Source organism: Curtobacterium sp. MCLR17_051, from assembly GCF_003234395.1.
Lineage (GTDB): Bacteria > Actinomycetota > Actinomycetes > Actinomycetales > Microbacteriaceae > Curtobacterium > Curtobacterium flaccumfaciens.
Genome location: NZ_QKTA01000001.1, coordinates 131,953 through 155,276, shown reverse-complemented (window position 1 = coordinate 155,276; position 23,324 = coordinate 131,953). Strand labels below are relative to the sequence as shown.

The 23,324-nt window shown below is 71.5% G+C and carries 18 protein-coding genes, 1 tRNA gene and 1 other RNA gene; 15 read left to right on the top strand and 5 right to left on the bottom strand.

Annotation, left to right across the window (positions count from 1 at the left end):
* The first annotated feature begins 53 nt into the window (after positions 1 to 53).
* The 5 genes from DEJ06_RS00725 to DEJ06_RS00705 all read left to right on the top strand — a co-directional run bounded on the left by DEJ06_RS00725 (position 54) and on the right by DEJ06_RS00705 (position 4,720).
* Positions 54 to 794 (top strand): response regulator transcription factor, encoded by a 741-nt coding sequence (locus DEJ06_RS00725; protein ID WP_017888661.1) that lies wholly within the window; start codon positions 54 to 56, stop codon positions 792 to 794.
* Positions 791 to 2,311, top strand: a complete 1,521-nt coding sequence (locus tag DEJ06_RS00720) for a cell wall metabolism sensor histidine kinase WalK (protein ID WP_111038079.1) — start codon at positions 791 to 793, stop codon at positions 2,309 to 2,311. The genes DEJ06_RS00725 and DEJ06_RS00720 overlap by 4 nt, the downstream gene beginning before the upstream one ends.
* A gap of 279 nt (positions 2,312 to 2,590) precedes the next feature.
* Entirely contained in the window at positions 2,591 to 3,106 is a 516-nt protein-coding gene (gene rplJ / locus DEJ06_RS00715; RefSeq protein ID WP_017888663.1) for a 50S ribosomal protein L10, read from the top strand.
* 51 nt (positions 3,107 to 3,157) lie between these two features.
* On the top strand, positions 3,158 to 3,541 hold the full coding sequence (gene rplL / locus DEJ06_RS00710; protein ID WP_027466380.1) for a 50S ribosomal protein L7/L12: 384 nt from the start codon (positions 3,158 to 3,160) through the stop codon (positions 3,539 to 3,541).
* A gap of 261 nt (positions 3,542 to 3,802) precedes the next feature.
* Complete coding sequence (locus DEJ06_RS00705; protein ID WP_111038078.1) at positions 3,803 to 4,720, top strand: hypothetical protein; 918 nt, start codon at positions 3,803 to 3,805, stop codon at positions 4,718 to 4,720.
* 186 nt (positions 4,721 to 4,906) lie between these two features.
* On the opposite strand, the gene DEJ06_RS00700 is transcribed toward DEJ06_RS00705, so the two are convergent.
* Positions 4,907 to 6,331 carry an amino acid permease gene (locus DEJ06_RS00700; RefSeq protein ID WP_111038077.1) on the bottom strand — a complete coding sequence of 475 codons (1,425 nt, stop codon included), beginning with the start codon at positions 6,329 to 6,331 and terminating at the stop codon, positions 4,907 to 4,909.
* A 126-nt stretch (positions 6,332 to 6,457) separates the two neighbouring features.
* Here DEJ06_RS00700 and DEJ06_RS00695 point away from each other — a divergent pair, with 126 nt between their 5' ends.
* From DEJ06_RS00695 to DEJ06_RS00675, 5 genes are all read left to right on the top strand, one after another.
* Positions 6,458 to 8,332 (top strand): ABC transporter ATP-binding protein, encoded by a 1,875-nt coding sequence (locus tag DEJ06_RS00695; protein WP_071405027.1) that lies wholly within the window; start codon positions 6,458 to 6,460, stop codon positions 8,330 to 8,332.
* Positions 8,333 to 8,505: 173 nt separating this feature from the next.
* The gene (locus tag DEJ06_RS00690; protein WP_111038076.1) at positions 8,506 to 9,870 is read left to right on the top strand and encodes a cystathionine beta-synthase; all 1,365 of its coding nucleotides are present in this window, start codon (positions 8,506 to 8,508) and stop codon (positions 9,868 to 9,870) included.
* A 13-nt stretch (positions 9,871 to 9,883) separates the two neighbouring features.
* Positions 9,884 to 11,029 (top strand): cystathionine gamma-synthase, encoded by a 1,146-nt coding sequence (locus DEJ06_RS00685; protein WP_056070707.1) that lies wholly within the window; start codon positions 9,884 to 9,886, stop codon positions 11,027 to 11,029.
* Between the two features lie 132 nt (positions 11,030 to 11,161).
* Positions 11,162 to 12,604, top strand: a complete 1,443-nt coding sequence (locus DEJ06_RS00680) for an MFS transporter (RefSeq protein WP_111029406.1) — start codon at positions 11,162 to 11,164, stop codon at positions 12,602 to 12,604.
* A gap of 1 nt (position 12,605) precedes the next feature.
* The gene (locus DEJ06_RS00675; RefSeq protein WP_071405024.1) at positions 12,606 to 13,208 is read left to right on the top strand and encodes a substrate-binding domain-containing protein; all 603 of its coding nucleotides are present in this window, start codon (positions 12,606 to 12,608) and stop codon (positions 13,206 to 13,208) included.
* 11 nt (positions 13,209 to 13,219) lie between these two features.
* Here DEJ06_RS00675 and DEJ06_RS00670 read toward each other — a convergent pair whose 3' ends face one another.
* Positions 13,220 to 13,801 carry a TetR/AcrR family transcriptional regulator gene (locus DEJ06_RS00670; protein ID WP_138803833.1) on the bottom strand — a complete coding sequence of 194 codons (582 nt, stop codon included), beginning with the start codon at positions 13,799 to 13,801 and terminating at the stop codon, positions 13,220 to 13,222.
* 229 nt (positions 13,802 to 14,030) lie between these two features.
* Between DEJ06_RS00670 and DEJ06_RS00665 the strand changes: the two genes are divergently transcribed.
* Both DEJ06_RS00665 and DEJ06_RS00660 read left to right on the top strand, forming a co-directional pair.
* Positions 14,031 to 15,287: a multidrug effflux MFS transporter gene (locus tag DEJ06_RS00665; RefSeq protein ID WP_051596893.1), complete on the top strand. Its 1,257-nt coding sequence runs from the start codon at positions 14,031 to 14,033 to the stop codon at positions 15,285 to 15,287.
* 41 nt (positions 15,288 to 15,328) lie between these two features.
* Positions 15,329 to 17,362: a helicase HerA-like domain-containing protein gene (locus tag DEJ06_RS00660; RefSeq protein WP_111038347.1), complete on the top strand. Its 2,034-nt coding sequence runs from the start codon at positions 15,329 to 15,331 to the stop codon at positions 17,360 to 17,362.
* Between the two features lie 70 nt (positions 17,363 to 17,432).
* Here DEJ06_RS00660 and DEJ06_RS00655 read toward each other — a convergent pair whose 3' ends face one another.
* Complete coding sequence (locus DEJ06_RS00655) at positions 17,433 to 18,074, bottom strand: hypothetical protein (RefSeq protein ID WP_111038074.1); 642 nt, start codon at positions 18,072 to 18,074, stop codon at positions 17,433 to 17,435.
* 300 nt (positions 18,075 to 18,374) lie between these two features.
* A tRNA-Ser gene (locus DEJ06_RS00650) sits at positions 18,375 to 18,459 on the bottom strand.
* 121 nt (positions 18,460 to 18,580) lie between these two features.
* Between DEJ06_RS00650 and pta the strand changes: the two genes are divergently transcribed.
* Positions 18,581 to 20,689 carry a phosphate acetyltransferase gene (gene pta / locus DEJ06_RS00645; RefSeq protein WP_111038073.1) on the top strand — a complete coding sequence of 703 codons (2,109 nt, stop codon included), beginning with the start codon at positions 18,581 to 18,583 and terminating at the stop codon, positions 20,687 to 20,689.
* 49 nt (positions 20,690 to 20,738) lie between these two features.
* The gene (locus tag DEJ06_RS00640) at positions 20,739 to 21,935 is read left to right on the top strand and encodes an acetate/propionate family kinase (protein WP_027466390.1); all 1,197 of its coding nucleotides are present in this window, start codon (positions 20,739 to 20,741) and stop codon (positions 21,933 to 21,935) included.
* A gap of 530 nt (positions 21,936 to 22,465) precedes the next feature.
* Here the strand turns inward: DEJ06_RS00640 and DEJ06_RS00635 are convergent.
* On the bottom strand, positions 22,466 to 23,140 hold the full coding sequence (locus tag DEJ06_RS00635) for an SDR family oxidoreductase (protein WP_071405018.1): 675 nt from the start codon (positions 23,138 to 23,140) through the stop codon (positions 22,466 to 22,468).
* A gap of 37 nt (positions 23,141 to 23,177) precedes the next feature.
* On the opposite strand from DEJ06_RS00635, the gene ffs reads away from it, so the two are divergent.
* Positions 23,178 to 23,274: signal recognition particle sRNA small type (gene ffs, locus DEJ06_RS00630), an RNA gene on the top strand.
* Positions 23,275 to 23,324: the final 50 nt, after the last annotated feature.

The window sequence follows — 23,324 nt, the reverse complement described above, 5'->3', positions numbered from 1 at the left end:
CGCACTGGGCCGCGCCACAGACGACTCATAGGAACTTCTCGATACTCGAAGACGTGACCATCTCCCAGCCCGCAGCAGCCCCGCGCCTCACGCGTGCCGACGGAACCCCGTTGCGCATCCTGGTCGTCGACGACGAAGCCAGCCTCACCGACCTGTTGTCCATGGCGCTCCGCTACGAGGGCTGGGACGTCAAGAGCGCGAACGGCGGGCAGGACGCCCTGACGACCGCGCGGGAGTTCAAGCCCGACGCGATGGTGCTCGACGTGATGATGCCGGACCTCGACGGGTTGCAGGTGCTGAGCCGGCTGCGGCAGAACAACGACGACACCCCGGTGCTGTTCCTCACCGCGAAGGACTCGGTCGAGGACCGCGTGACCGGGCTCACCGCGGGCGGCGACGACTACGTCACCAAGCCGTTCTCCCTCGAGGAGGTCGTGGCGCGGCTGCGTGGGCTCATCCGCCGCTCGCAGATCTCGATCTCCGAGGCCGGGGACTCCCGCATCGTCGTCGGCGACCTGGTGCTCGACGAGGAGTCGTACGAGGTGCACCGCGCCGGCCGCCCGATCGAACTGACCGCCACCGAGTTCGAGCTGCTCCGCTTCCTGATGCGGAACCCCCGGCGCGTGCTCTCGAAGGCGCAGATCCTGGACCGCGTGTGGTCGTACGACTTCGGCGGCAAGTCGTCGGTCGTCGAGATCTACATCTCCTACCTGCGCAAGAAGATCGACGCCGGTGAGACCCCGATGATCCACACGGTGCGCGGCGTCGGGTACGTCATCAAGCCGACCTCGTGACCCTGCGGCGCCGGCTCGTCCTGAGCATCGTCGCCCTCGTCGTCGCCGTCAGCGCGGTGATCGGCGGGGCGAGCCTCATCGCGCTCTTCTCGATCCAGACCAGCGCGATCGACAAGCAGATCACGAGCGCCACCCACCGGGCGCAGCGGTACCTGCAGCAGAACCAGTCGGGGCAGCCGAGCATCGACCTGTCCCGGCCGTCCGGGCAAGCTGCCGGCACCCTGACGGCGTACTTCGTCGACGGGCAGGTCGTCATCGCGAACGTGCTCGACGACTACGGCCGTCCGAGCGGGATCCCGCAGGCCAGCGCCGAGGCACTGGGGTCCGTCCGCGTGGACGCCGACCCGGAAACGATCGACCTCGGCTCGGACGTCGGGCGGTACCGCCTCGCCGCCGTCAACGTCGGCCCGGCCGTCCTGGTCGTGGGGCTCCCGATGGCCCCCGTCTACGACAGCGTCTGGAAGCTGTTCGCCGGGGTCCTCTCCGTCCTGGCAGCCGCACTGGTCGCCGGTTCGATCGTCGCGGCGTTCGTGGTCCGGCAGTCGCTCCGGCCGCTCGAGCGCGTCGCTGAGACCGCGTCCACCGTCGCGCGCATGCCCCTCGACCGCAGTGACGCCCTCGACGGCGTCCGCGTGCCCGACACCGACCCCCGCACCGAGGTCGGCCGGGTCGGCAGCGCGTTCAACCGCATGCTCGGGCACATCGGCAGTGCGATGCAGGCGCGGGAACGCTCGGAGCAGAAGGTGCGGCAGTTCGTCGCCGACGCCTCGCACGAGCTCCGGACCCCGCTCGCCTCGGTGCGCGGGTACGCCGAACTCACCCGGCGCATGGGCGGCGACCTGCCGAAGGACGTCGTCTACGCCATGAGCCGCATCGAGTCCGAGTCCATCCGCATGACCTCGATGGTGGAGGACCTGCTGCTCCTCGCCCGGCTCGACGAAGGCCGCGAGATCCAGTTCGCCGAGGTCGACCTGACCGGACTGGTGCTCGACGCCGTGAACGACGCCCACGCCGCCTCGCCCGAACACCCCATCGAGGTCGACGTCCCGCCGGAGCCGGTCACCATCACGGGCGACGCCGCACGCCTGCACCAGGTCATCGTCAACCTCGTCACGAACGCCCGGACCCACACGCCCGAGGGCACCCGCATCACGGTGGGCCTCGCCCCGGTCGACGGCGGCGTTGACCTGACCGTGCGCGACACCGGCCAGGGCATCGACCCGGAGTTCCTGCCGAAGCTGTTCGAGCGCTTCGCCCGGGCGGACAGTTCGCGGTCCCGCACGGTCGGGTCGACCGGCCTGGGGCTCGCCATCGTGGACGCGGTCGTGCAGGCGCACGGCGGCCGGGTCGAGGTCACGAGCGAGCCGGGGGACACCGTGTTCACGGTGCACCTGCCCCGCGACCCGGCTGCGGCTGCCACCGGGGCAGGGGCCGTGGCTGTCGCGTCGTCGTCGGCTGACCCTGCCGGGTCCGCGGACTGGTCGGCGACACCCGCTGCGGTGGACCCGACCCACTGACGGTCGGGAGGCGCGGTGCGGGCCCGCCCCGCGCCTCCCGGCCGCTGTTTGGTGACGGCCACGGCGTCTGGTACAGTTCTCGAAGCCAAAGACCGCCGGATGTCGTGCTGCTCGCAACGTTCTTGTGAACATCGTGACCGAAGGTCCTCACTCGTGAGGCATCCCGCGCAGGTGTTCCGAACCACTCCCACCATCTGGTGAGAGCAGCTCCGAGCCTCTGCGCCGGAGCTTTTTTCGTTCGTGGACCTGGGGCTGCCGGCAAGACCCCCAAGGAGAACCATGGCGAACAAGGAAGCTGCGGTCGCCGAGCTCACGGAGTCCTTCCGTAGCTCGAACGCCGTTCTGCTCACCGAGTACCGCGGTCTCACGGTCGCGCAGCTCAAGGAGCTCCGCAACTCGATCCGTGAGCACGCCACGTACGCCGTGGTGAAGAACACGCTGACCAAGATCGCGGCGAACAACGCCGGCATCTCGTCGTTCGACGACGAGCTCGCCGGTCCGTCCGCTCTCGCCTTCGTCCACGGTGACACCGTCGCCGTCGCGAAGTCGCTGCGTGCATTCGCCAAGGCGAACCCCGAGCTCGTGGTGAAGGGCGGTTACTTCGACGGTAACCCGCTCACCGCGACCGAGGTGGACAAGCTCGCCGACCTCGAGTCCCGTGAAGTGCTGCTCGGCAAGCTCGCCGGCGCACTCAAGGCCTCGCTGTTCGGTGCTGCGTACCTGTTCCAGGCACCCCTCTCGCAGGCCGTCCGCACCGTGGACGCCCTTCGCGAGAAGCAGGAGTCCGCGGCCTGATCAGGCTCGCGTTCATCAACCACACGTACTAGCTAGTAGTAGGAGAAAATCATGGCGAAGCTTTCGCAGGACGAGCTCATCGAGGCCTTCAAGGAGCTCACGCTCATCGAGCTCTCGGACTTCGTGAAGAAGTTCGAAGAGGTCTTCGAGGTCACCGCGGCCGCCCCGGTCGCCGCTGCCGCCCCCGCCGGCGCAGCTGCTCCGGCCGAGGCCGCTGAGGAGAAGACCGAGTTCGACGTCATCCTCAAGTCCGCTGGTGACAAGAAGATCCAGGTCATCAAGGAGGTCCGTGGCCTGACGTCGCTCGGCCTCGGTGAGGCCAAGGCGCTCGTCGAGACCGCCGACGCCAAGATCCTCGAGGGTGCGAACAAGGAGACCGCCGACAAGGCGAAGGCGACCCTCGAGGCCGCTGGCGCCACGATCGAGCTCGCGTAGTCTCGACCGTTCCGGTCACGAAGGCCGCTGCCCCTCGGGGCGGCGGCCTTCGTCGTGTGCGGGTGGTCTTGTCGCTTCCGCCAAAGCGACAGATGGGCCCGGAAAGAGCACAGCTTCTTGTCGCTTCGGCGCCTCTGACAGAGCCCACTTCCGGAGAACCGTCGCTTTGGCATCGCCGCACGACCGCCTGGAGGCGCGTGGATTCTCCACAGATCGGCGAACGTCGCCGACATCGGTTGCGCTGGGCGACAGAGTGCTGCCATGCACCCCGCCAACGCCATCGCACTGTTCCGGACGAACAGACTCGACCGCGCGGACGCACGACAGCTGCAGCGCCGCAAGCTGGCCGGTGAACTCGTCCGCGTGCGACATGGCGTCTACGTCGACCGCTCGGCGTGGGACGCGCTCGACGGCCGGAGTCGACACCTCGTCCGCATGCGGGCCGCTCTCCCGCTGCTCTGCGGAGGCGCTGTGTGGTCGCTCGACTCAGCGGCTGCGATCCTCGGGGCACCTCGTCTCGACCCGTGGCCGGAGCGCGTCCATGCGAACGTGCCCGCACTGGAGCACGACCTCCGACGTACCGGGCTGACGATGCACGCCGCGTCCTCGCTCGTGTCGGGGCACCGTTTCCACGGCGTCGAGTACACCGCTCTCGCGCAGACGACGATCGAGCTCGCCCGTCGGGGACCCCTGGCTGCAGCGGTCGTCGGGTTGGACCACGCGCTCCGCAACGGAGTCCGGCACGAAGACCTCGAGCACCTGGCGCTGACTGCCGGTCCGTGGGGCGCGGTCCGCCTCGAGCACGCGTTGGAGATCTGCGATGTCCGCCACGAGTCGGTGGGCGAGTCCTACTTCGCAGCGCGTGCGGCCGAGCTCGGGTGCCCGGACATGGAACCGCAGCACGAGTTCATCGGCGTGGACGGCGCCGTTGACCGGGTCGACTTCTGGTTGCCGAGGCAGGGGATCGTGATCGAGTTCGACGGGCGGCAGAAGTACGAGGACCGCGAGATGCTGCGGGGGAGGAGCGGCGCCGACGCCGTCTGGAGGGAGAAGCAGCGCGAGGACCGGGTCCGTGCTCGCGGTGAGGTCAACGGGTTCGTCCGCGTGTACTGGGAGCACCTCGTTGCGCCGGAGCGCCTCCGAACCCTGTTCCGTCAGCACGGTGTGCCGTGCCGATGACGTCCTGGCATCTTGGTGCTGCCAGAGCGACGCTTCTCGTGGGAACTGAGTCATGCCTCCCGGCAGAACGACAGAGTGCCGCGAACGTTCCGCGGGCATCTGTCGCTTTGGCGGGAGCCAGCGCGTGAGGTCGTCGCGGGGCAGGCAACGGCGGGCCGCGCGGCGCGGGGCGGCGCGGCGGGCGCGTCAGCGCAGGGTGCTGTGGCGGCGGCCGTAGGCGAGGTAGAGCAGGGCGCCGGCGACCATCCAGATGCCGAAGGCGATCCAGGTGGTGGCGCCGAGGAACACCGCGAGCAGCACGCAGCTCAGGGTGCCGAGGATCGGTACGACGGGGAACAGCGGCACCCGGTACGAGCGCTCCAGGTCGGGCTGCGAACGGCGGAGCACGATGACGGACACGTTCACCAGGGCGAAGGCGACGAGGGTGCCGATGCTCGTGGCATCGGCGAGTTCCCCGAGGGGCACGAGCGCGGCGACGATCGTCACGGCGATGCCGATGATGAGCGTGTTCGCGATCGGGGTGCCGGTTCGGCGGGAGACCCGCCCGAAGACCTTCGGCACCAGGCCGTCGCGGGACATCGTGAGCAGGATGCGGGTCTGGCCGTACAGGACGGTGAGCACGACGCTGGCGATGGCGACGACCGCCCCGATCGAGAACACGAGGGCGACGAGCGGCTGCCCCGTGACGTCGACGACGATGCGGACGAGCGACGCTTCGGACGACGAGAACGCGGTCCACGAGCGGGCCCCGACGGCGGCGATCGCGACGAGGATGTACAGCGCGGTGATGAGCGCGATCGAGCCGATGATCGCCCGGGGCAGGTCACGGCGGGGGTTCTTCGCCTCTTCACCGGCGGTCGATGCGGCGTCGAAGCCGATGTACGAGAAGAAGAGCCGTGACGCGGCGGCGGTGACCCCGGCGGCACCCATCGGGGCGAGCGGTTCGAAGTTCTGCACCCGGAACGCCGTGAACGCCACGACGACGAAGAAGACCAGCAGGGCGATCTTCACGATCACCATGACGGTGTTCACCCAGGCGCTCTCGCGGGCGCCGGGCAGCAGCACGGCGGTGGCGAGCAGGACCAGGACCGCCGCGGGCAGGTTGACCACGCCGCCGTCCACCGGGGGAGCGGAGAGCGCGGTGGGCAGGTGCAGGCCGAACACGCGGAGGGTCTCGTCGACGTACTCGCTGGCACCCACGGCGACCGCGGCCACCGAGACGGCGTACTCGAGCACGAGGCACCAGCCGCAGATCCAGGCGATGCCCTCGCCCATCGTGGCGTACGTGTACGAGTAGCTGGACCCCGAGGTCGGGACGGCGCCCGCCATCTCGGCGTACGACAGCGCGGACAGCAGCGCGGCGATCCCCGCGACGACGAACGAGATCCAGACGGCGGGACCGGCGAGCGGGACCGCGGTGCCGAGGACCACCAAGATGCCGGTGCCGAGCGTGGCCCCGACGCTGATCATCGTCAGCTGCCAGACCCCGAGCGACCGACGGAGCGGTTCCCCGTTCACACCGCGGGACGCTTCGGCCTGCAGCTGCTCGATCGGCTTGCGGCGGGCGAGCTGCGCCCCCAGGGACGTGGGACGTGACGGCGCGGACGACATGGGACCTCGGTGGTGCGGGGACGGGGACGGCACATGCTCGCACGCCCCCTGAACGGGGTCAAATACTGCGGTGCTGTGGACAGGGCGGTCGATGTCCGAGCGCGGGGCTACGGTGGCTCCATGAGCATGGGACACGGCGGGCGAGGCGGCGGTCCGCGCGGGGGCGGGCGCATCTCGAGCGGCGACTTCCGCGCGCAGAAGGCCGCCAACGCCGAGGCGCCAAGGATCCCGCACCTGGTCCGGCGCATCGCCGCGCTGTTCGAGCCGCACCGCCGGGCGATCATGCTCACGGTCGTCCTCGTGCTGATCGGTGCGGCCATCTCGGTCGTGCCGCCGCTGCTCACCCAGCAGGCGTTCGACCGCGGGCTGTTCCCGCCGTCGGGTCGCCCGGACGTGCCGGTGCTGATCGAGCTCGTGTCCGCGATGGTCCTGCTCTGGATCGCGAGCGCCGGGGTCGGCGTCTGGCAGACGTACCTGACCGCGACGGTCGGCAACAAGGTCATGGGTGCGATGCGGATGCGCCTGTTCGCGCACCTGCAGCGGATGGAGCTCGCGTTCTTCACCCGCACCAAGACCGGCGTCATCCAGTCGCGCCTGCAGAACGACGTCGGCGGCGTGGCGAGCGTGCTGAACAACACGATCTCGTCGGTGCTCGGCAACACCGTGACCGTGATCGCCGCCGTGGTCGCGATGCTCCTGCTGAGCTGGCAGATGACACTGGTCGCCGTGGTCCTGCTGCCGCTCCTCGTGATCGCGCAGCGCCGCGTCGGCCAGGTCCGGGCCCGCATCGCCGCGCAGACGCAGGAGTCGCTGTCCGACATGACGGCCATCACCCAAGAGGCGTTGAGCGTCTCGGGCATCCTGCTGGCGAAGAGCTTCAACCAGCAGGCCAGCGAGACCCGCCGCTACGGGGACGAGAACCGCAACCAGATCACCCTGCAGGTGCGCCAGCAGATGTCCGGGCAGTGGTTCTTCGCGATCGTGCAGATCTTCCTGTCGATCATCCCGGCGATCATCTACGTCGTCGCCGCGTACCTGATCATCGGGGACGTCCCGATCACGGCCGGCACGATCGTCGCGTTCACGACGGTGCAGTCCCGGCTGCTGTTCCCGACGGTCGGGCTGCTGCGCGTGGTCCTCGACCTGCAGACCTCCGGTGCGCTCTTCGCCCGCATCTTCGAGTACTTCGACCTCAAGCCGGCCATCACGGACTCGCCGACCGCCCGGCCCGTGGACGAGTCGAAGGTCGGCCACGTCGCCTTCGACGACGTCGTCTTCACCTACCCCGACGGCGAAGCCGACAAGCCGACCCTGCGCGGGGTGTCGTTCGAGCTGCGCCCCGGGCAGTTCGCGGCCTTCGTCGGCCCCTCCGGCGCGGGCAAGACGACGGTGTCCTACCTGGTGCCCCGGCTGTACGAGGCGACCGAGGGATCGGTGCGGTTCGCCGGGCAGGACGTCCGCGACCTGGTGCACGAGGACCTGATGCGGCACGTCGGCATCGTCAGCCAGGAGACGTACCTGTTCCACGCCACGATCGGCGAGAACCTGCGGTACGCCAAGCCCGACGCCACCGACGACGAGCTCGAGCGTGCGGCCCGTGCGGCGAACATCCACGACACGATCGCGTCGTTCCCGGACGGTTACGACACCGTCGTGGGGGAGCGCGGCTACCGCCTGTCCGGTGGCGAGAAGCAGCGCATCGCCATCGCGCGGGTCATGCTGAAGGACCCGCCGGTGCTCGTCCTCGACGAGGCCACCAGTGCACTCGACTCCATCTCGGAACACGTCGTGCAGACGGCGCTCGACACTGCGGCGGCCGGTCGGACCACCATCTCGATCGCGCACCGGTTGTCGACGATCCGCGACGCCGACGTCATCTTCGTCCTCGACCACGGGCAGATCGTCGAGCAGGGCACGCACGACGAACTCCTCGCCCTCGACGGCACGTACGCCCAGCTGCACCGGCAGCAGAACACGTCGGCGGACGTCGTCCGCCCCTGACGGTCGTGGTCGCGACCGGGCGCCGGACAGGAGGCCCGTGGCGGCGTCCGCACGGGCCTCCCGTCCGGCGCGCAGCGCGACCAGGGCACGTCGCCCGCCGCGGGATCACGGTGCGTTGTCCGCGCACGACACATCCCAGCGGGACGCGGGGACCGCGTCCTAGACTCGACGCCGTGCGTTACGCGAACTCCGTCGTCGACCTCGTCGGCGACACCCCGCTCGTCAAGCTCAACCGGGTGACCGAGGGGGTGCGGGCGACCATCCTGGTGAAGGTCGAGTACCTGAACCCCGGTGGGTCGTCCAAGGACCGCATCGCCACCCGGATCATCGACGCGGCCGAGGCCTCCGGTGACCTGCGCCCCGGCGGCACCATCGTCGAACCGACCTCCGGCAACACCGGCGTCGGTCTGGCCCTGGTCGCACAGCAGCGGGGCTACCGGTGCGTCTTCGTGCTGCCCGACAAGGTCGGCGAGGACAAGCGCAGCGTGCTGACGGCGTACGGCGCCGAGATCGTCGTGACCCCGACCGCGGTCGCGCCGGAGCACCCCGAGTCCTACTACTCGGTGTCGGACCGGCTCGTGCAGGAGATCCCCGGCGCCTACAAGCCGAACCAGTACGCGAACCCGAACGGTCCTCGGAGCCACTACGAGACCACCGGTCCGGAGATCTGGCGCGACACCGAGGGACAGATCACCCACTTCGTCGCGGGCGTCGGCACCGGCGGCACGATCTCGGGCACCGGACGGTACCTGAAGGAGGCGTCCGACGGCGGTGTCCGCATCGTCGGGGCCGACCCCGAGGGCTCCGTGTACTCCGGCGGCACCGGTCGCCCGTACCTGGTCGAGGGTGTCGGCGAGGACTTCTGGCCGAGCGCGTACGACGCCGGCGTGCCGGACGAGATCATCGCCGTGTCAGACGCCGACTCCTTCGCGATGACCCGGCGCCTGGCGCGCGAAGAGGGATTGCTCGTCGGCGGTTCGAGCGGCATGGCCGTCGTCGCGGCGCTCCGCGCGGCCCGTGACCTGACCGAGGACGACGTCGTCGTCGTGCTGCTGCCGGACGGCGGCCGCGGCTACCTCGGCAAGATCTTCAACGACCGGTGGATGCGCTCCTACGGCTTCGCCGAGACCGACGACGAGCGCACCGTCGGCTCGCTCATCGCCGGCAAGGACGGCCGCCTGCCCGACCTCGTGCACGCGCACCCGGCGGACACCGTGCGCGACGTCGTCGACATCATGACCAAGTACGGCGTCTCGCAGATGCCCGTGCTCAGCGCGGAGCCGCCCGTCGTCATCGGCGAGGTCGTCGGCGCCGTCGAGGAGAAGGCGCTGCTCGAGCAGGTCTTCACCGGCACCGCGAAGATGTCGGACGCGCTCACCGGCTTCGTCGGGGACCCGCTGCCGCTCATCGGCGTCGGCGAGTCGGTCTCCGCGGCGCGTCGTGCGCTCGAGTCGGCCGACGCGCTCCTCGTCGTCGCGGACGGCAAGCCCGTCACCGTGCTGACCCGGCACGACCTCCTCACCTACCTCTCCGAGTAAGGAACCACCGAGCATGACCGAGTTCAGCACCCGGGCCGTCCACGCCGGCCAGGAGCCCGACGAGACCACCGGCGCCGTCATCCCGCCGATCCACCTGACGTCGACGTACGTGCAGGACGGCGTCGGCGGCATGCGCAACGGCTACGAGTACTCGCGCGCCGGCAACCCGACGCGCGACTCGCTGCAGGTGCTCCTCGCCGACCTCGACGGCGGCGTCGCGGCGTCGTCGTTCGCGTCCGGGCTCGCCGCCGAGGACGCCCTGCTCCGTGCCGCGCTGGTCCCCGGTGGCCGCGTCGTGATGGGCAACGACGTGTACGGCGGCACCCACCGCCTGGTGAGCCGGCTGCACGTGCCGTGGGGCGTCGAGCTCGTCGTCGTCGACATGAGCGACCTCGACCAGGTCCGTGCAGCCCTGCAGGGCGCACCGGCCACCACCGTGCTGTGGGTCGAGACGCCGACGAACCCGCTCATGAAGATCGCCGACATCGCCGCGCTCGCGACCCTCGGGCACGAGTCGGGCGCCCTGGTGGTCGTCGACAACACGTTCGCGTCGCCGTACCTGCAGCAGCCGCTGTCGCTCGGTGCCGACGTCGTCGTGTACTCGACCACGAAGTACCTCGGCGGACACTCCGACGTCGTCGGCGGAGCCGTCGTGCTGGCGGACGAGGAGCTCGCGGCGAAGGTGCAGTTCCTGCAGTTCGGCGCGGGTGCGATCTCGTCGCCGTTCGACGCCTACCTGACCACCCGCGGCATCAAGACGCTCGCGGTGCGCATGGAGCGGCACTCGCGGAACGCGCAGGCCGTCGCTGAGGCGCTCGTCGTCGCGCCCGGTGTCGAGCGCGTCTACTACCCGGGCCTGCCCGACCACCCGGGGCACGACGTCGCCGCCCGCCAGATGCGCGGCTTCGGCGGGATGCTCTCGGTCGCGCTGTCCGGCGGCGCCGAGGCGGCGAAGCGGTTCGCGGAGTCGACGGAGCTGTTCGCCCTGGCCGAGTCGCTCGGAGGAGTGGAGTCGCTCATCGGGTACCCGAGCGAGATGACCCACGCGTCCGTGAAGGGCACCGAGCTGGCCGTGCCGGAGAACGTCGTGCGGCTGTCGGTGGGCATCGAGGACGCCGGCGACCTGGTGGCGGACCTGGAGCAGGCGCTGGCGCGCTGACGCGGGCCTGCTGCCGCGGGGCTCGGGGCTCGGGACACGGGACACGGGGCTCGGGACACGGGACGCGGGACGGGGGACGCGGGACGCGGGACGCGCCACCGTGTCGTCGGCGCCCGCCCCTACGATGATCGGGTGAGCACAACGGCGTCGCGGACCAGCCTGCTGAGCGGGCCGTACGCCCTCGCGACGATCGGCATGGTCGCGATCGTCGGCGTCGCGGCGTTCCAGAACCTGGCGATGACGACGATCATGCCGGTGATCAGCCGCGACCTCGACGGAGAGACCCTGTACGCGCTCGCCTTCGCCGCGCCACTCGCCGCCGGGGTGCCCGGCATGGTCCTCGCCGGCAACTGGGCAGACCGCGCTGGCGGACGGATCGTGGCCTGGGTGTCGGCGGTGTTCTTCGCCGTGGGGACCGCCGTGGTGATGCTCGCGCCGACCATGGAGGTGTTCCTGGCCGGGCGGCTCATCGAGGGGTTCGGCGCCGGGGCGATCGACGTGGTGCTGTACGTGCTCGTCGCCCGGATCTTCCCCGCCGAGCTGCACGGACCGGTGTTCGCCGGGTTCGCCGCAGCCTGGGTCGTCCCCGCGCTGATCGGTCCCGCGCTGGCCGGCATCGTCACCGACACCTGGAACTGGCACTGGGTCTTCGCCGGGGCCCTGGTGATCGCGCTGGCCGCGTTCGTCCTGCTCGTGCCGACCCTCGGCCGGTTGCACGCCCCGGCCGCGTCGCTCCGCCCGCCGTGGCAGCGGGTCCGGATCGGGTGGTCGGTCGCGGCGGCCGTGTCGATCCTGCTGCTCAACGTGGCGCCGGACCTGACCCCGTGGGGCATGGTCGCCGCGGTCGTCGTCGGGCTGGTGGGCACCTGGTTCGCCCTGCGACCGCTGCTGCCGACCGGCACGTTCCGGGCCGCGGCCGGGCTGCCGTCGGTCGTGCTGCTGCGCGGGCTCGTCGCCGCGTCGTTCTTCGGGAGCGAGGCGTACGTGCCGTTCCTGCTGCAGGCCGAACACGGGTTGTCGCCGTCGGCCGCCGGGCTCGCCCTGACGGTGGCGGCACTCAGCTGGGCCGCGTCGAGCTGGGCGCACGGCCGTCTGGGGGAGCGGCGGCTCACTGCCCGGCGCACCTTCGGGGTGGGGCTCACGCTGGTGCTCGTCAGCCTGGTGACCGCGCTCGCGGTCGCGACGTTCGACCTGTCGTGGTGGGTGCTGGTCGCCGGCTGGTTCGTCGGCGGTGCGGGCATGGGCGCGATCTACCCGCGCGCCTCGATGCTGACGCTGCGGTTCTCCGGCGAGGGCGACGACGGGTTCGCGAGCTCGGCCCTGACGATCGCTGATGCCGCGGGCAGCGTGATCGGTCTGGCGGTGACCGGCCTGCTCTTCACCGCGACCGGTGGCGCCGACGGCACGGTGTCGTTCCCCCTGGTGTTCGCGGCGATGATCGGGTTCGCCGCACTGGCGATCGCGGCCGTCCGACGGCTCGGCCCCGTGCCCGCGCCTGCGACGACGGTGTCGGCAGGCCCGGGCGGAACAGTCCCGTCGCGGACTCCGTCGTCGCACGGCCCGGCCGCCGGGTAGCGTGGCAGACCGGACCGAAGAGGAGACCACCGTGCTGCGCATCGTCGCCGTGACCGTCGCCCTGGCGGCGGCCCTGACCCTGGCCGGGTGCCAGGGCACGACGTCGGCCGCCCCCACACCCGTGCAGAGCACCGACCTGACGAGCTCCGACGGCGGTTTCGACCAGCAGGCCGTGATCGGTGTCGTCCTGGTGCACGACGACGCGGCCCTCGCCGACCGGCTCCGCACCGACCTGACGGACGCCGGGTTCCGGCCGGACGTCCGGGTCGCTCCGGCATCGGGTGCAGCGGCGTCCCAGCGCACCGCGGTCGCCCAGCTCGTGCGGAAGGGGGCCAAGGCCCTGCTCGTGCACGCCGCCCGACCGTCCGCACTGACCGGAGTGATCCAGACCGCCCACGACGCCGGGGTCGTCGTGGTGTCCCTCGGTGATCCGCTGCCCGCGACCGGCACCGGTGGCGACGGGGTGTCCGCCGACTACCGCGTGCCGTCGGGGGGCGACGACGCCGACACCGCGGCGACGGCGGTCGACGTCGTGGAGTCCCTGCAGCGCGGCGAGAAGCCGGAGACCGACCCGACGGACGGCGACACGACGGACGCCGAGTAGGAGCGGTCCGCTCAGCTCCACCACGCGGGGAACGACAGCGTGATCGTCTCGACCAGCGCCTTCCGCGACCGGCGGGGCCCGGCGAGCCAGGCCTCGATCGCCCCGACGAAGCCCTGCGCCACGAACCCAGCGGCGACGTCGTCGAGCAGGTCGGGCCGGTGGGCGGGGTCGAGCTCGCGGATGTGCAGGGCGCTCGACACCGTGAAGTGCTCGACGAGCAGCCGGTGCAGCGAGGCGTCGTTCGGGTCCGGCAGCGCCTTGCCGTAGATGTCGCGGTGCGTCGTCACGTGCTCGACGACGGCGTTGATGCCGCGCCGGGTGATGGCCGCGAGCTCGTCGGCTCCGGCGCCCCGATCGGCGGCGGCCCGGCGCTCGTCGGCGTCGTCCTGCCGGATGCGGTCGAGTTCCGGCGTCAGGACGTCGGCGAGCAACGACCCGGGGGAGACGGCGTGCGAGTAGAACGTGGCCCGGTTGATGCCGGCGGCACGCGTGACGTCGGCGACGGTGATCTCCGAGACCGGTCGGTCCGCTGCGAGTCGCAGGATCGCCTCGCGCAGCGCTGCAGTGGTGTGCAGGATCCGGGCATCCACCATGACGCCCACCCCCTTCTGATCCGCTTCACCCGGAAGGCCCCCGAGCAACCCGACGCTACCGCATGGTCCGCGCCGGGCCGAGGGGCAGCACCAGCCGCTTCACGCGGGCGGCCCGCACCGGCGGCGCCGAGCACGCACCGGCGACCGTAGGATGGTTCCGCGGACGAATCGATTCGATCGACCCGCGATCACCCCCCCCGCCCCCTCATCGTCGAAGGACTCCTGTCTCGTGACCGCGCCCGCCACCACCGGTTCGCTCCGGGTCGTCCTGCACCCGGGAGACTCGCTCTCCCGCGGGCAGCGGCTCGTCTACGTCTTCGTCCTGGGCGCCCTCACGGCGCTCGGTCCGTTCACGATCGACCTGTACCTGCCGGCGTTCCCGGCGATCAAGGACCAGTTCAGCGTCACCGACGGCGCGGTCCAGCTGACGCTCACCGCGACGACGCTCGGCTTCGCCATCGGGCAGCTCCTGGTCGGCCCGTGGAGCGACAAGGTGGGCCGCCGACTGCCGCTGATCATCGCGACGACGGTGCACATCGCCGCGTCGATCGGCGCCGCGACCGCGCCGGACATCGAGCTGCTCGCGGTGTTCCGCGTGCTGCAGGGCATGGGCGCCGCAGCCGGCGGTGTCGTCGCGATGGCGACGGTGCGTGACCTCTTCGGCGGCAAGCCGCTGGTGCGCATGTTGTCCCGCCTGGCGATGGTGAACGGCCTCGCACCGATCCTCGCGCCGCTCATCGGTTCGCAGATGCTGCAGTTCACCAGCTGGCGCGGCATCTTCGTCTTCCTCGCCTGCTACGGCCTGGCGGTGGTCATCGCGTCGATCCTGCTCATCGTCGAGACCCTGCCCCCGGCCCGTCGGCACGAGGCCGGACACTCCACCATCGGCCAGCGTTACAAGGCGCTGTTCTCCGACCGGATCTTCGTCGGCGTCGCGCTCATCGGCGCCATGGTGTTCAGCGGACTGTTCTCGTACCTCAGCGCGTCACCGTTCCTGTTCCAGCAGGTCTACGGGCTCGACGCGCAGCAGTACGGGCTGCTCTTCGCCGTCAACTCCGTCGGGGTCGTCCTCGGCGTGCAGATCTCGTCGCGGCTCGCCCAGCGGGTCGGTCCGCAGTGGATCCTGGCGTGCTCGACAGCGACCCTGCTGCTGGCGTCGCTCGCGATCATCGTGCTCGACCAGCTCGGGGCCGGTCTGGTCGGCGTGCTCGTCCCGCTGTGGTTCTTCATCGCCGCGTGCGGGTTCTCGTTCCCGCTCGTGCAGGTCATCGGTCTCGCCGCCCACGGGAAAGAGGCGGGGACAGCCGCCTCGGTGCTCGGCGCCCTGAACTTCGGCGTCGCCGGGCTCATCTCGCCGGTGGTTGGCTGGCTCGGCATCACGACGGCCACCCCGATGGCGATGGTGATGGCGTCGACCGCCGCCGTCGCGATCCTGATGCTCTGGTTCGTGGTCCGCCCCCGGACGGTCCCCGCGCTGACGCACTGACGACCCGGGCCGCCGCGGGCTCCGGTCCCTAGGCTGTGCCCATGAGCGACGCGACGGAGCGGGCACGGGCGGCTGCCGAGGCAGCGAGACAGGCCGCCGACGAGGCACGTCGGCTCGCCGACGAAGCGGCGCGGCGAGCCGAGGAGCTCGCCGCCGCACTGGCGGCGGAGGAGCAGGCGGTCCTCACCGCGGACGCGGAACCCGCGGTCGTCGGGTCCCCGCCACCCACCGGCCTGGAGGCGCGGCTCGCGCCCGACGCGGAGCCCGCCCCTGCGGCCGCACCGGCTCCCACCACCCCTGCCGCGGCGGTCGACGCGACCGCCCCGGATCCGGTGGCGACGGCGGCGACCGGCACCGTGCCTCCCGTCCGTGCCGAAGCCGGCCCGCTCGGACCGGACGCGGTCGCGGCCATCCGTGACGGCTACGCCGTCGACGGCGGCGCGATCGAACTCGGTGCCCTGGTCAACGGCGCAGCGGTGCCCGACGTGCAGGTCCGGATCCCGCTCGCGATGCTGAACCGGCACGGACTGGTGGCCGGGGCGACCGGCACCGGCAAGACCCGCACGCTGCAGGTGCTCGCCGAGCAGATCGCGGCGAACGGGGTGCCGGTGTTCGCCGCCGACATCAAGGGAGACCTGTCGGGTCTGGCCGTCGCGGGGCAGGCGAACGACAAGCTGCTCGACCGCACCGCGGGCATCGGCCAGCAGTGGCAGGGGGTTGCGAGCCAGGCCGAGCTGTTCTCACTGGGCGGGCAGGGCACCGGCGTGCCGATCCGTGCCACCGTCTCGGGCTTCGGGCCGCTGCTGCTGTCGAAGGTGCTCGGGCTGAACGACACGCAGGAGTCCTCGCTCGGTCTGGTGTTCCACTACGCCACGCAGCAGGGCCTGGCGCTGGTGGACCTCGACGACCTGCGGAGCGTGCTGACGTTCCTGGTGAGCGAGCAGGGCAAGGGGGAGCTCGCCGAGCTCGGGGGCCTGTCGAAGCAGACCGCCGGGGTGATCCTGCGGGAGCTCGTCACCTTCGCCGACCAGGGTGCCGACCAGTTCTTCGGCGAGCCCGAGATCGACACGCAGGTGTTCCTGCGGACGGCGGCGGACGGGCGGGGGATCGTCAGCCTGCTCGAGGTGCCCGGTGTGCAGGACCGGCCGGAGGTCTTCTCGACGTTCCTGATGTGGTTGCTGGCGGACCTGTTCAACGAGCTGCCGGAGGTCGGCGACCAGGACGAGCCGAAGCTGGTGTTCTTCCTGGACGAGGCGCACCTGCTGTTCACCGGGGCGTCGAAGGACTTCACCGAGCAGATCGTGCGGACCGTGCGGCTCATCCGGTCGAAGGGCGTCGGGGTCTTCTTCGTGACGCAGACCCCGAAGGACGTGCCGAACGACGTGCTGGCGCAGCTCGGGTCGCGCATCCAGCACCAGCTGCGCGCCCACACCCCGGACGACGCGAAGGCGCTCCGGGCGACGGTGTCGACCTACCCGACGAGCGACTACGACCTGGGCGAGGTGCTCACGTCGCTCGCGACCGGCGAGGCGATCGTCACGGTGATGAACGAGCGGGGCTCGCCGACCCCCGTCGCGTGGACCCGGCTGCGCGCACCCCAGGGGTCGATGGACCCGATGCCGGCCGACGAGATGGCCGCACGGGTGCAGGCCTCACCGCTCCTGTCGACCTACGGCACCCGCGTCGACCCGGACTCGGCGCGCGAGGTGCTCGCGCGCCGGATGGAGGCGGCGGCCGCTGCGGCCGACGCGGCCGCGGCCGCCGACGCGGCCGCCGACGCGGCGGCTGCTGCCGCGGCGGACGCGTCGGCGGATGCCCAGCAGGAGTACGAGCGGCAGCAGCGGGAGTTCGAGCGGGCCGAGCGAGCGTCGGAGGCGCGGCGGTCCGGTCGGTCCGGTGGGTCCGGTGGGTCCGGTGGGTCCGGCGGCTCCGGTCGGTCGGGCGGGACGCAGCGGTCCGGGACGCGGCGATCCGCGGGGGACCCGCTGTCGGACCTGCTCGGCTCCGGGCTGGGCGGGACCATCGCGAAGGAAGTGGTGCGCGGGATCTTCTCGACGCTGCGGCGTCGGCGCTGACCGGTGCCGCGTCGACGGGTGCCGTGCTGACGGGTGCCGTGCGGTGGCCGCTGACCGGTCCGCCGGTGGGTCAGCGGGCGTTGAGACCGGCGAACTCGACGGCGAGCAGCCCGCCGACGACCAGCACGACGAGGCCGCCGACGAGCAGGAACGCCGACCGCTGCTCGTACCAGGCGCGGCTCGTCGGGTAGCGCTTCGCGAAGGTGCGGGCGGAGACCGGTCGAGCATCCTCGACGACCTGTACGCCGAGCGCGTCGACGACCCGGTCGAGCCCGTCGTCCCCCCACACGTCGGCACGGAGCCGGAAGAGGTGGGTGCCGGTCCGGTCGAAGGCGACCAGTTCCCGCACGGTCCGGTCCACCGACGAGCCGAAGGTCGTGGCGAGCACCAGGCTGTGCACGCGCTCGCGGGGGATCCGCCGGTGCGCCGTGAGGACCCCGCGGATCGTCAGGCCGTCGTCGTCGATCCCGATGAACGCGGTGTGCAGTCGGACGAACACGATGCCGACGGCCGCGGCCATCGCGACGACGATCCCGGCGAACACGGCCCACGTGCGGAACGGGAACGAGACCCAGACCAGGGCGACGGCGAGCGGTACGGCCGAGAAGGCGATGCTCAGCGCGGTGGAGCGGACGAGGGACCGGCGCGGACGGAGGACCGTGTCGAAGACGGCGGGCCGCACGGGTACTGCGGGCACGGTGGTGTCCCCCATGGCGCGTCTCCTCGTCCCCTCGGGTGTTCCGGGCACGCTGATCAGCACGCCCTCCGAGCGACGCCCCTGCCGCTCGATGCACCGCGGTCGGCTCGTCCCGGAGCCGTTCGCTCGGCCAGCATAGGCGACCGACGGGTACCGGGGACAGCCCGTTCCACCCCTGGTCAGCGTTTCCCGGCCAACCGAGGGGGAACAGGGCACGCGCTCGTCCGCAGGGTGGGGGACCGGGCGGTCGTGGAACGACGAAGGACCCGCACCGATCGGTGCGGGTCCTTCGTGGTGGTTCGGGCTTGCTCGCTGCGGAGAATGGGGGATTCGAACCCCCGAGGGCTTGCACCCAACACGCTTTCCAAGCGTGCGCCATAGGCCACTAGGCGAATTCTCCTGACACCGTCTCGCGACGGCGACACCCAATGGTACAGGTTCTGCGCGGTGCTCACGACCGCGTGTCGTCGGCGCCGGTGCTCCCAGATGTCGTGACATGTCCGGCGACTACCCTGGGCCTCGTGTCGACCCGCATCTACATCACGTCAGCAGAAGGGCACACGGGCAAGAGCACCGTCGCCCTCGGTGTCCTCGAGACCCTCGCCCGGTCCGTCGGCCGCGTCGGCGTGTTCCGGCCCGTCGCCAGATCGGTCGTCGAACCCGACTACGTGCTCGAGCTGCTGCTGCAGCACACGGCCGTCGGCATCTCGTACGACGACGCGGTCGGGGTCACCTACGACGACGTGCACGCCGACCCCGAGGCGGCGCTCGGCACCATCGTCACCCGGTTCGCCCAGGTCGAGCGGCAGTGCGACGCCGTCGTGGTGCTCGGGTCCGACTACACCGACGTGGGCAGCCCCACCGAGCTGTCCTTCAACGCGAAGGTCGCCGCGAACCTCGGCGCTCCGGTGCTCCTCGTGCTGGGTGGCCGCGACGCCGCCGAACGTGCGGCCCGCACCCCCGAGGGCATGGCGCAGGTGGCGGACGTCACGACCAGCGAGCTGCGGGCGGCACACGCGCAGCTGTTCGGCGTCGTGGTGAACCGTGCCGACCCGGACGCCCTCGCCGCCATCGTGACGAGCGTCGAGCAGGCCGTGCACGACGACCACCCGGACGTGCCGGTGTGGGCGATCCCCGAGGACCGCGTGCTCGTCGCCCCGACCGTCCGCGCCCTGCTGCAGGCCACCGGCGCCACGCTGGTCCGCGGTGACGACGCCCTGCTCGACCGCGAGGCCCTCGGCACCGTCGTCGCGGGCATGAGCATGGAGAACGTGCTGCCCCGGTTGATCGAGGGCGGCATCGTCGTCGTCCCCGGTGACCGGAGCGACGTCCTCATCGCCACGCTGCTCGCCAACCAGTCCGAGACGTTCCCGAGCCTGGCCGGCGTCATCCTGAACGGCGGGTTCGAGATCGCCCCGCCGGTGTCGCGGCTGCTCGAGGGCCTGTCGAGCTCGCTGCCGATCGCGCAGAACGACCTCGGCACGTACGACACCGCCCTCCGGATCACCCAGACCCGTGGCCGCCTGGCCGCCGACTCACCCCGGAAGGCCGACCTCGCGCTCGCCCTGTTCGAGCAGCACGTCGACGCCGAGGCCCTGCGCGACCGCCTGCAGCTCGCCCCGTCCGGGGTCGTCACCCCGCTCATGTTCGAGCACGGCCTGCTCGACCGGGCGCGCAGCTACGGCAAGCGCATCGTCCTGCCCGAGGGCGAGGACGACCGCATCCTCCGTGCAGCCTCCACCCTGCTGCAGCGTCAGGTCTGCGAGCTCACGATCCTCGGCGACCCCGCCGCGATCCGCACGCGGGCGACCGAGCTCGGCCTCGACCTCGAGGCCGCGCAGCTCGTCTCGCCGTTCGACCCCGAGCTGCGTGAGCGCTTCGCCGAGGAGTACACCCGGCTCCGCGCCCACAAGGGGATGTCCATCGAGCTCGCCCGTGACACCGTCACCGACGTCTCGTACTTCGGCACGATGATGGTGCAGCTCGGGCTCGCCGACGGCATGGTCTCCGGCGCGAAGCACACCACGGCGCACACCATCCGGCCGTCGTTCGAGATCATCAAGACCCGTCCGGACACCTCGATCGTGTCGAGCGTGTTCCTGATGGCGCTCGCCGACCGCGTGCTCGTCTACGGCGACTGCGCGGTGATCCCGGACCCGACGAGCGAGCAGCTCGCCGACATCGCGATCTCGTCCGCCGAGACCGCGACCCAGTTCGGCATCGACCCCCGCGTCGCGATGCTCAGCTACTCCACCGGCGACAGCGGCTCCGGCGCCGACGTCGACAAGGTGCGCGCCGGCACCGCGTTCGTGCGGGAACGCCGGCCCGACCTGCTCGTCGAGGGCCCGATCCAGTACGACGCCGCAGCCGACCCCACGGTCGCGTCGACCAAGATGCCGGACTCCCCGGTCGCGGGTCGCGCAACGGTGTTCATCTTCCCGGACCTCAACACCGGCAACAACACGTACAAGGCCGTGCAGCGCTCGGCCGGCGCCGTGGCGATCGGCCCGGTCCTGCAGGGCCTGCGCAAGCCGATCAACGACCTGTCGCGCGGCGCCCTGGTGGGCGACATCGTGAACACCGTCGCGATCACCGCGATCCAGGCCGGCACCGCGACCGACGCGGCCTGACCGCCCGACCCGCACCGCGCCTCCAGGCCCGACAGAAAGTGACCACCCCGTGACCGCAGCCCTCGTCGTCAACTCCGGCTCGAGTTCGTTCAAGTACCAGCTCATCGAACTCGAGGACGAGCGCACGCTCGCCTCCGGACTCGTCGAGCGCATCGGCGAATCCGCCGGGGCCTGGAAGCACACCAACGCGCTGACGGGGGAGTCCTCGTCGAACGACGCCGCGTCGGTGCCCGACCACGCAGCGGGGTTCCAGGCGATGATCGACGCGTTCGCGAAGGTCGGCCCGTCGTTCGACGAGCACCCGCCCGCCGTCGTCGGCCACCGCGTCGTGCACGGCGGCACCACCTTCGACCGCGCGACGGTCGTCACGGACCAGGTCGAGCAGCAGATCGAGGACCTCAACAGCCTCGCACCGCTGCACAACCCCGCGAACCTCGAGGGGATCCGCGCCGCGAAGCAGGTCTTCTCGGACGTACCCCACGTCGCCGTGTTCGACACCGCGTTCCACCAGACAATGCCGCCGCACGCGTACACGTACGCGATCCCCGCCGACCTGGCCGCCGAGTACGGGATCCGCCGCTACGGCATGCACGGCACCAGCCACAAGTACGTCTCCGAGCAGGCCGCGGAGTTCCTCGACCGGCCACTCGCCGAGCTCAAGACGATCGTGCTGCACCTGGGCAACGGTGCCTCGGTCGCGGCGATCGACGGCGGGAAGTCCATCGAGACCTCGATGGGGCTCACCCCGCTCGAGGGGCTCGTCATGGGCACCCGCTCCGGCGACCTCGACCCCGCGGTGCTCATCCACCTGCACCGCGAGGCCGGGATGACCTTCGACGAGCTCGACACCATGCTCAACAAGCGGTCCGGCCTGCTCGGCCTGACCGGCAACGGTGACATGCGCGACGTGCAGGACGCCGCCACCAAGGGCGACGAGCAGGCGGAGGCGGCGCTCGCCGTGTACCGCCACCGCATCCGTCGCTACGTGGGCGCCTACACGGCGCAGCTCGGTGGGCTCGACGCGGTCGTGTTCACCGCGGGGGTCGGCGAGAACAACGCGCTGCTGCGGCGACGCGTGCTCGCGGGGCTCGAGCACCTGGGGATCGAGATCGATCCGGACCGCAACGAGCTGGCGTCGCGGGACGCCCGCCGCATCTCCACCGACGGCTCACGGGTCGCGGTGCTTGTGATCCCGACGAACGAGGAGCTCGAGATCGCCCGGCAGTCGGCTGCGGTCGCGCTCTGACGCGTGACGCCGTGGCGCGGCGCGGCGTCGGGGCGTTGCGGCGGCACGGTGCGGTGTTCGTGGGCTGGTGCGGGGTTGCCTGGTGGGTGCGCGCTTGCAGCGCGGCACGGGGCGCGGAAGTCCGCACGGGGTGAGCAGGTGCGCACGGTGCGGACGGGAGGCGCGGGGCGGGCTGGCGCTGTGCCTCCCGTCCGTCCGTGGGTCACGTCCGGTGCACGGTGCAGCATTCGTCGGTGGGTGCGCGCTTGTGGCGCGGCACGGGGCGTGGAAGTGCGCACGGGGTGAGCAGGTGCGCACGGTGCGGACGGGAGGCGCGGGGCGGGCTGGCTCCATGCCTCCCGTCCGTCCGTGGGTCACGTCCGGTGCACGGTGCAGCATTCGTCGGTGGGTGCGCGCTTGTGACGCGGCACGGGGCGTGGAAGGCCGCACGGGGTGCGCAGGTGCGCACGGTGCGCGGCCCGGCACCTTCGGCGAGGAGCCCGCACGGGGTGACGAAGCGCGCACGGTGCGCGCCGCGCGGACCGGTCCGGTCAGGTGAGCGCGTTCAGCGCCGCCGGGATCGGGGTGTCGCCGCTGGTGACCTCGAACTGCACGCCGACCGCGGCGTCGTCGAGCAGGGCGTGCAGGACGACGGTCGCGACGTCCGCCCGGGGGATCGAGCCGCGCGGGACCGTCCGGCCGACGTGCACGGTGCCCTGCGGCGGCGTGTCGAGCAGGCCGCCGGGGCGCACGATCGTCCAGCGGAGGCGTCGGGCCCGCAGGTTCGCGTCCGCCTCGGCCTTCGCCCGCAGGTAGACCTGGAACACCGCGGCGTCGTCCTGCGCTGGCACGACGGCGAGCTCGGGGTCGTAGGTGTCGGCCGCCATCGCGGAGATCATCACGTAGCGCTCGATGCCGGCACGCTCGGCGGCGTCGGCGAGCAGGATCGCACCGTCACGGTCGACGGTGAGCTTCCGTTCGGCGCCGCTGTTCGGCCCGGCACCGGCGGCGAAGACCACGGCATCGACACCGCGCAGGCGGAGCGCGAGGTCGTCGTCGCCGAGCTGCTCCAGGTCGGCGACGATCGCACGCGCCCCCTGTTGCTCGACGTCGGCCACGTGCGCGGGGTTGCGGACGATCGCGACGGCGTCGTGGCCGGCGTCGGTGATCTGGCGGGCGAGGAGCAGGGCGATCTGGCCGTGTCCTCCGGCGATGGCGATCTTCATGTGTTCGAGTCTGCCCGTTGCGTCCGGTAGACTTCTCGGCGGCTCCTCACGTGACGCCATCCAGGCCAACTCCCCCAGGGCGGAAACGCAGCAAGGGTAACCAGGCTCTGGCGGGTGCGTGAGGAGTCTTCTTCGTTCCGGGTCGAGTCGGCTCCCCGGTGTCCGCCCCCCGTTCGGGAGGTCT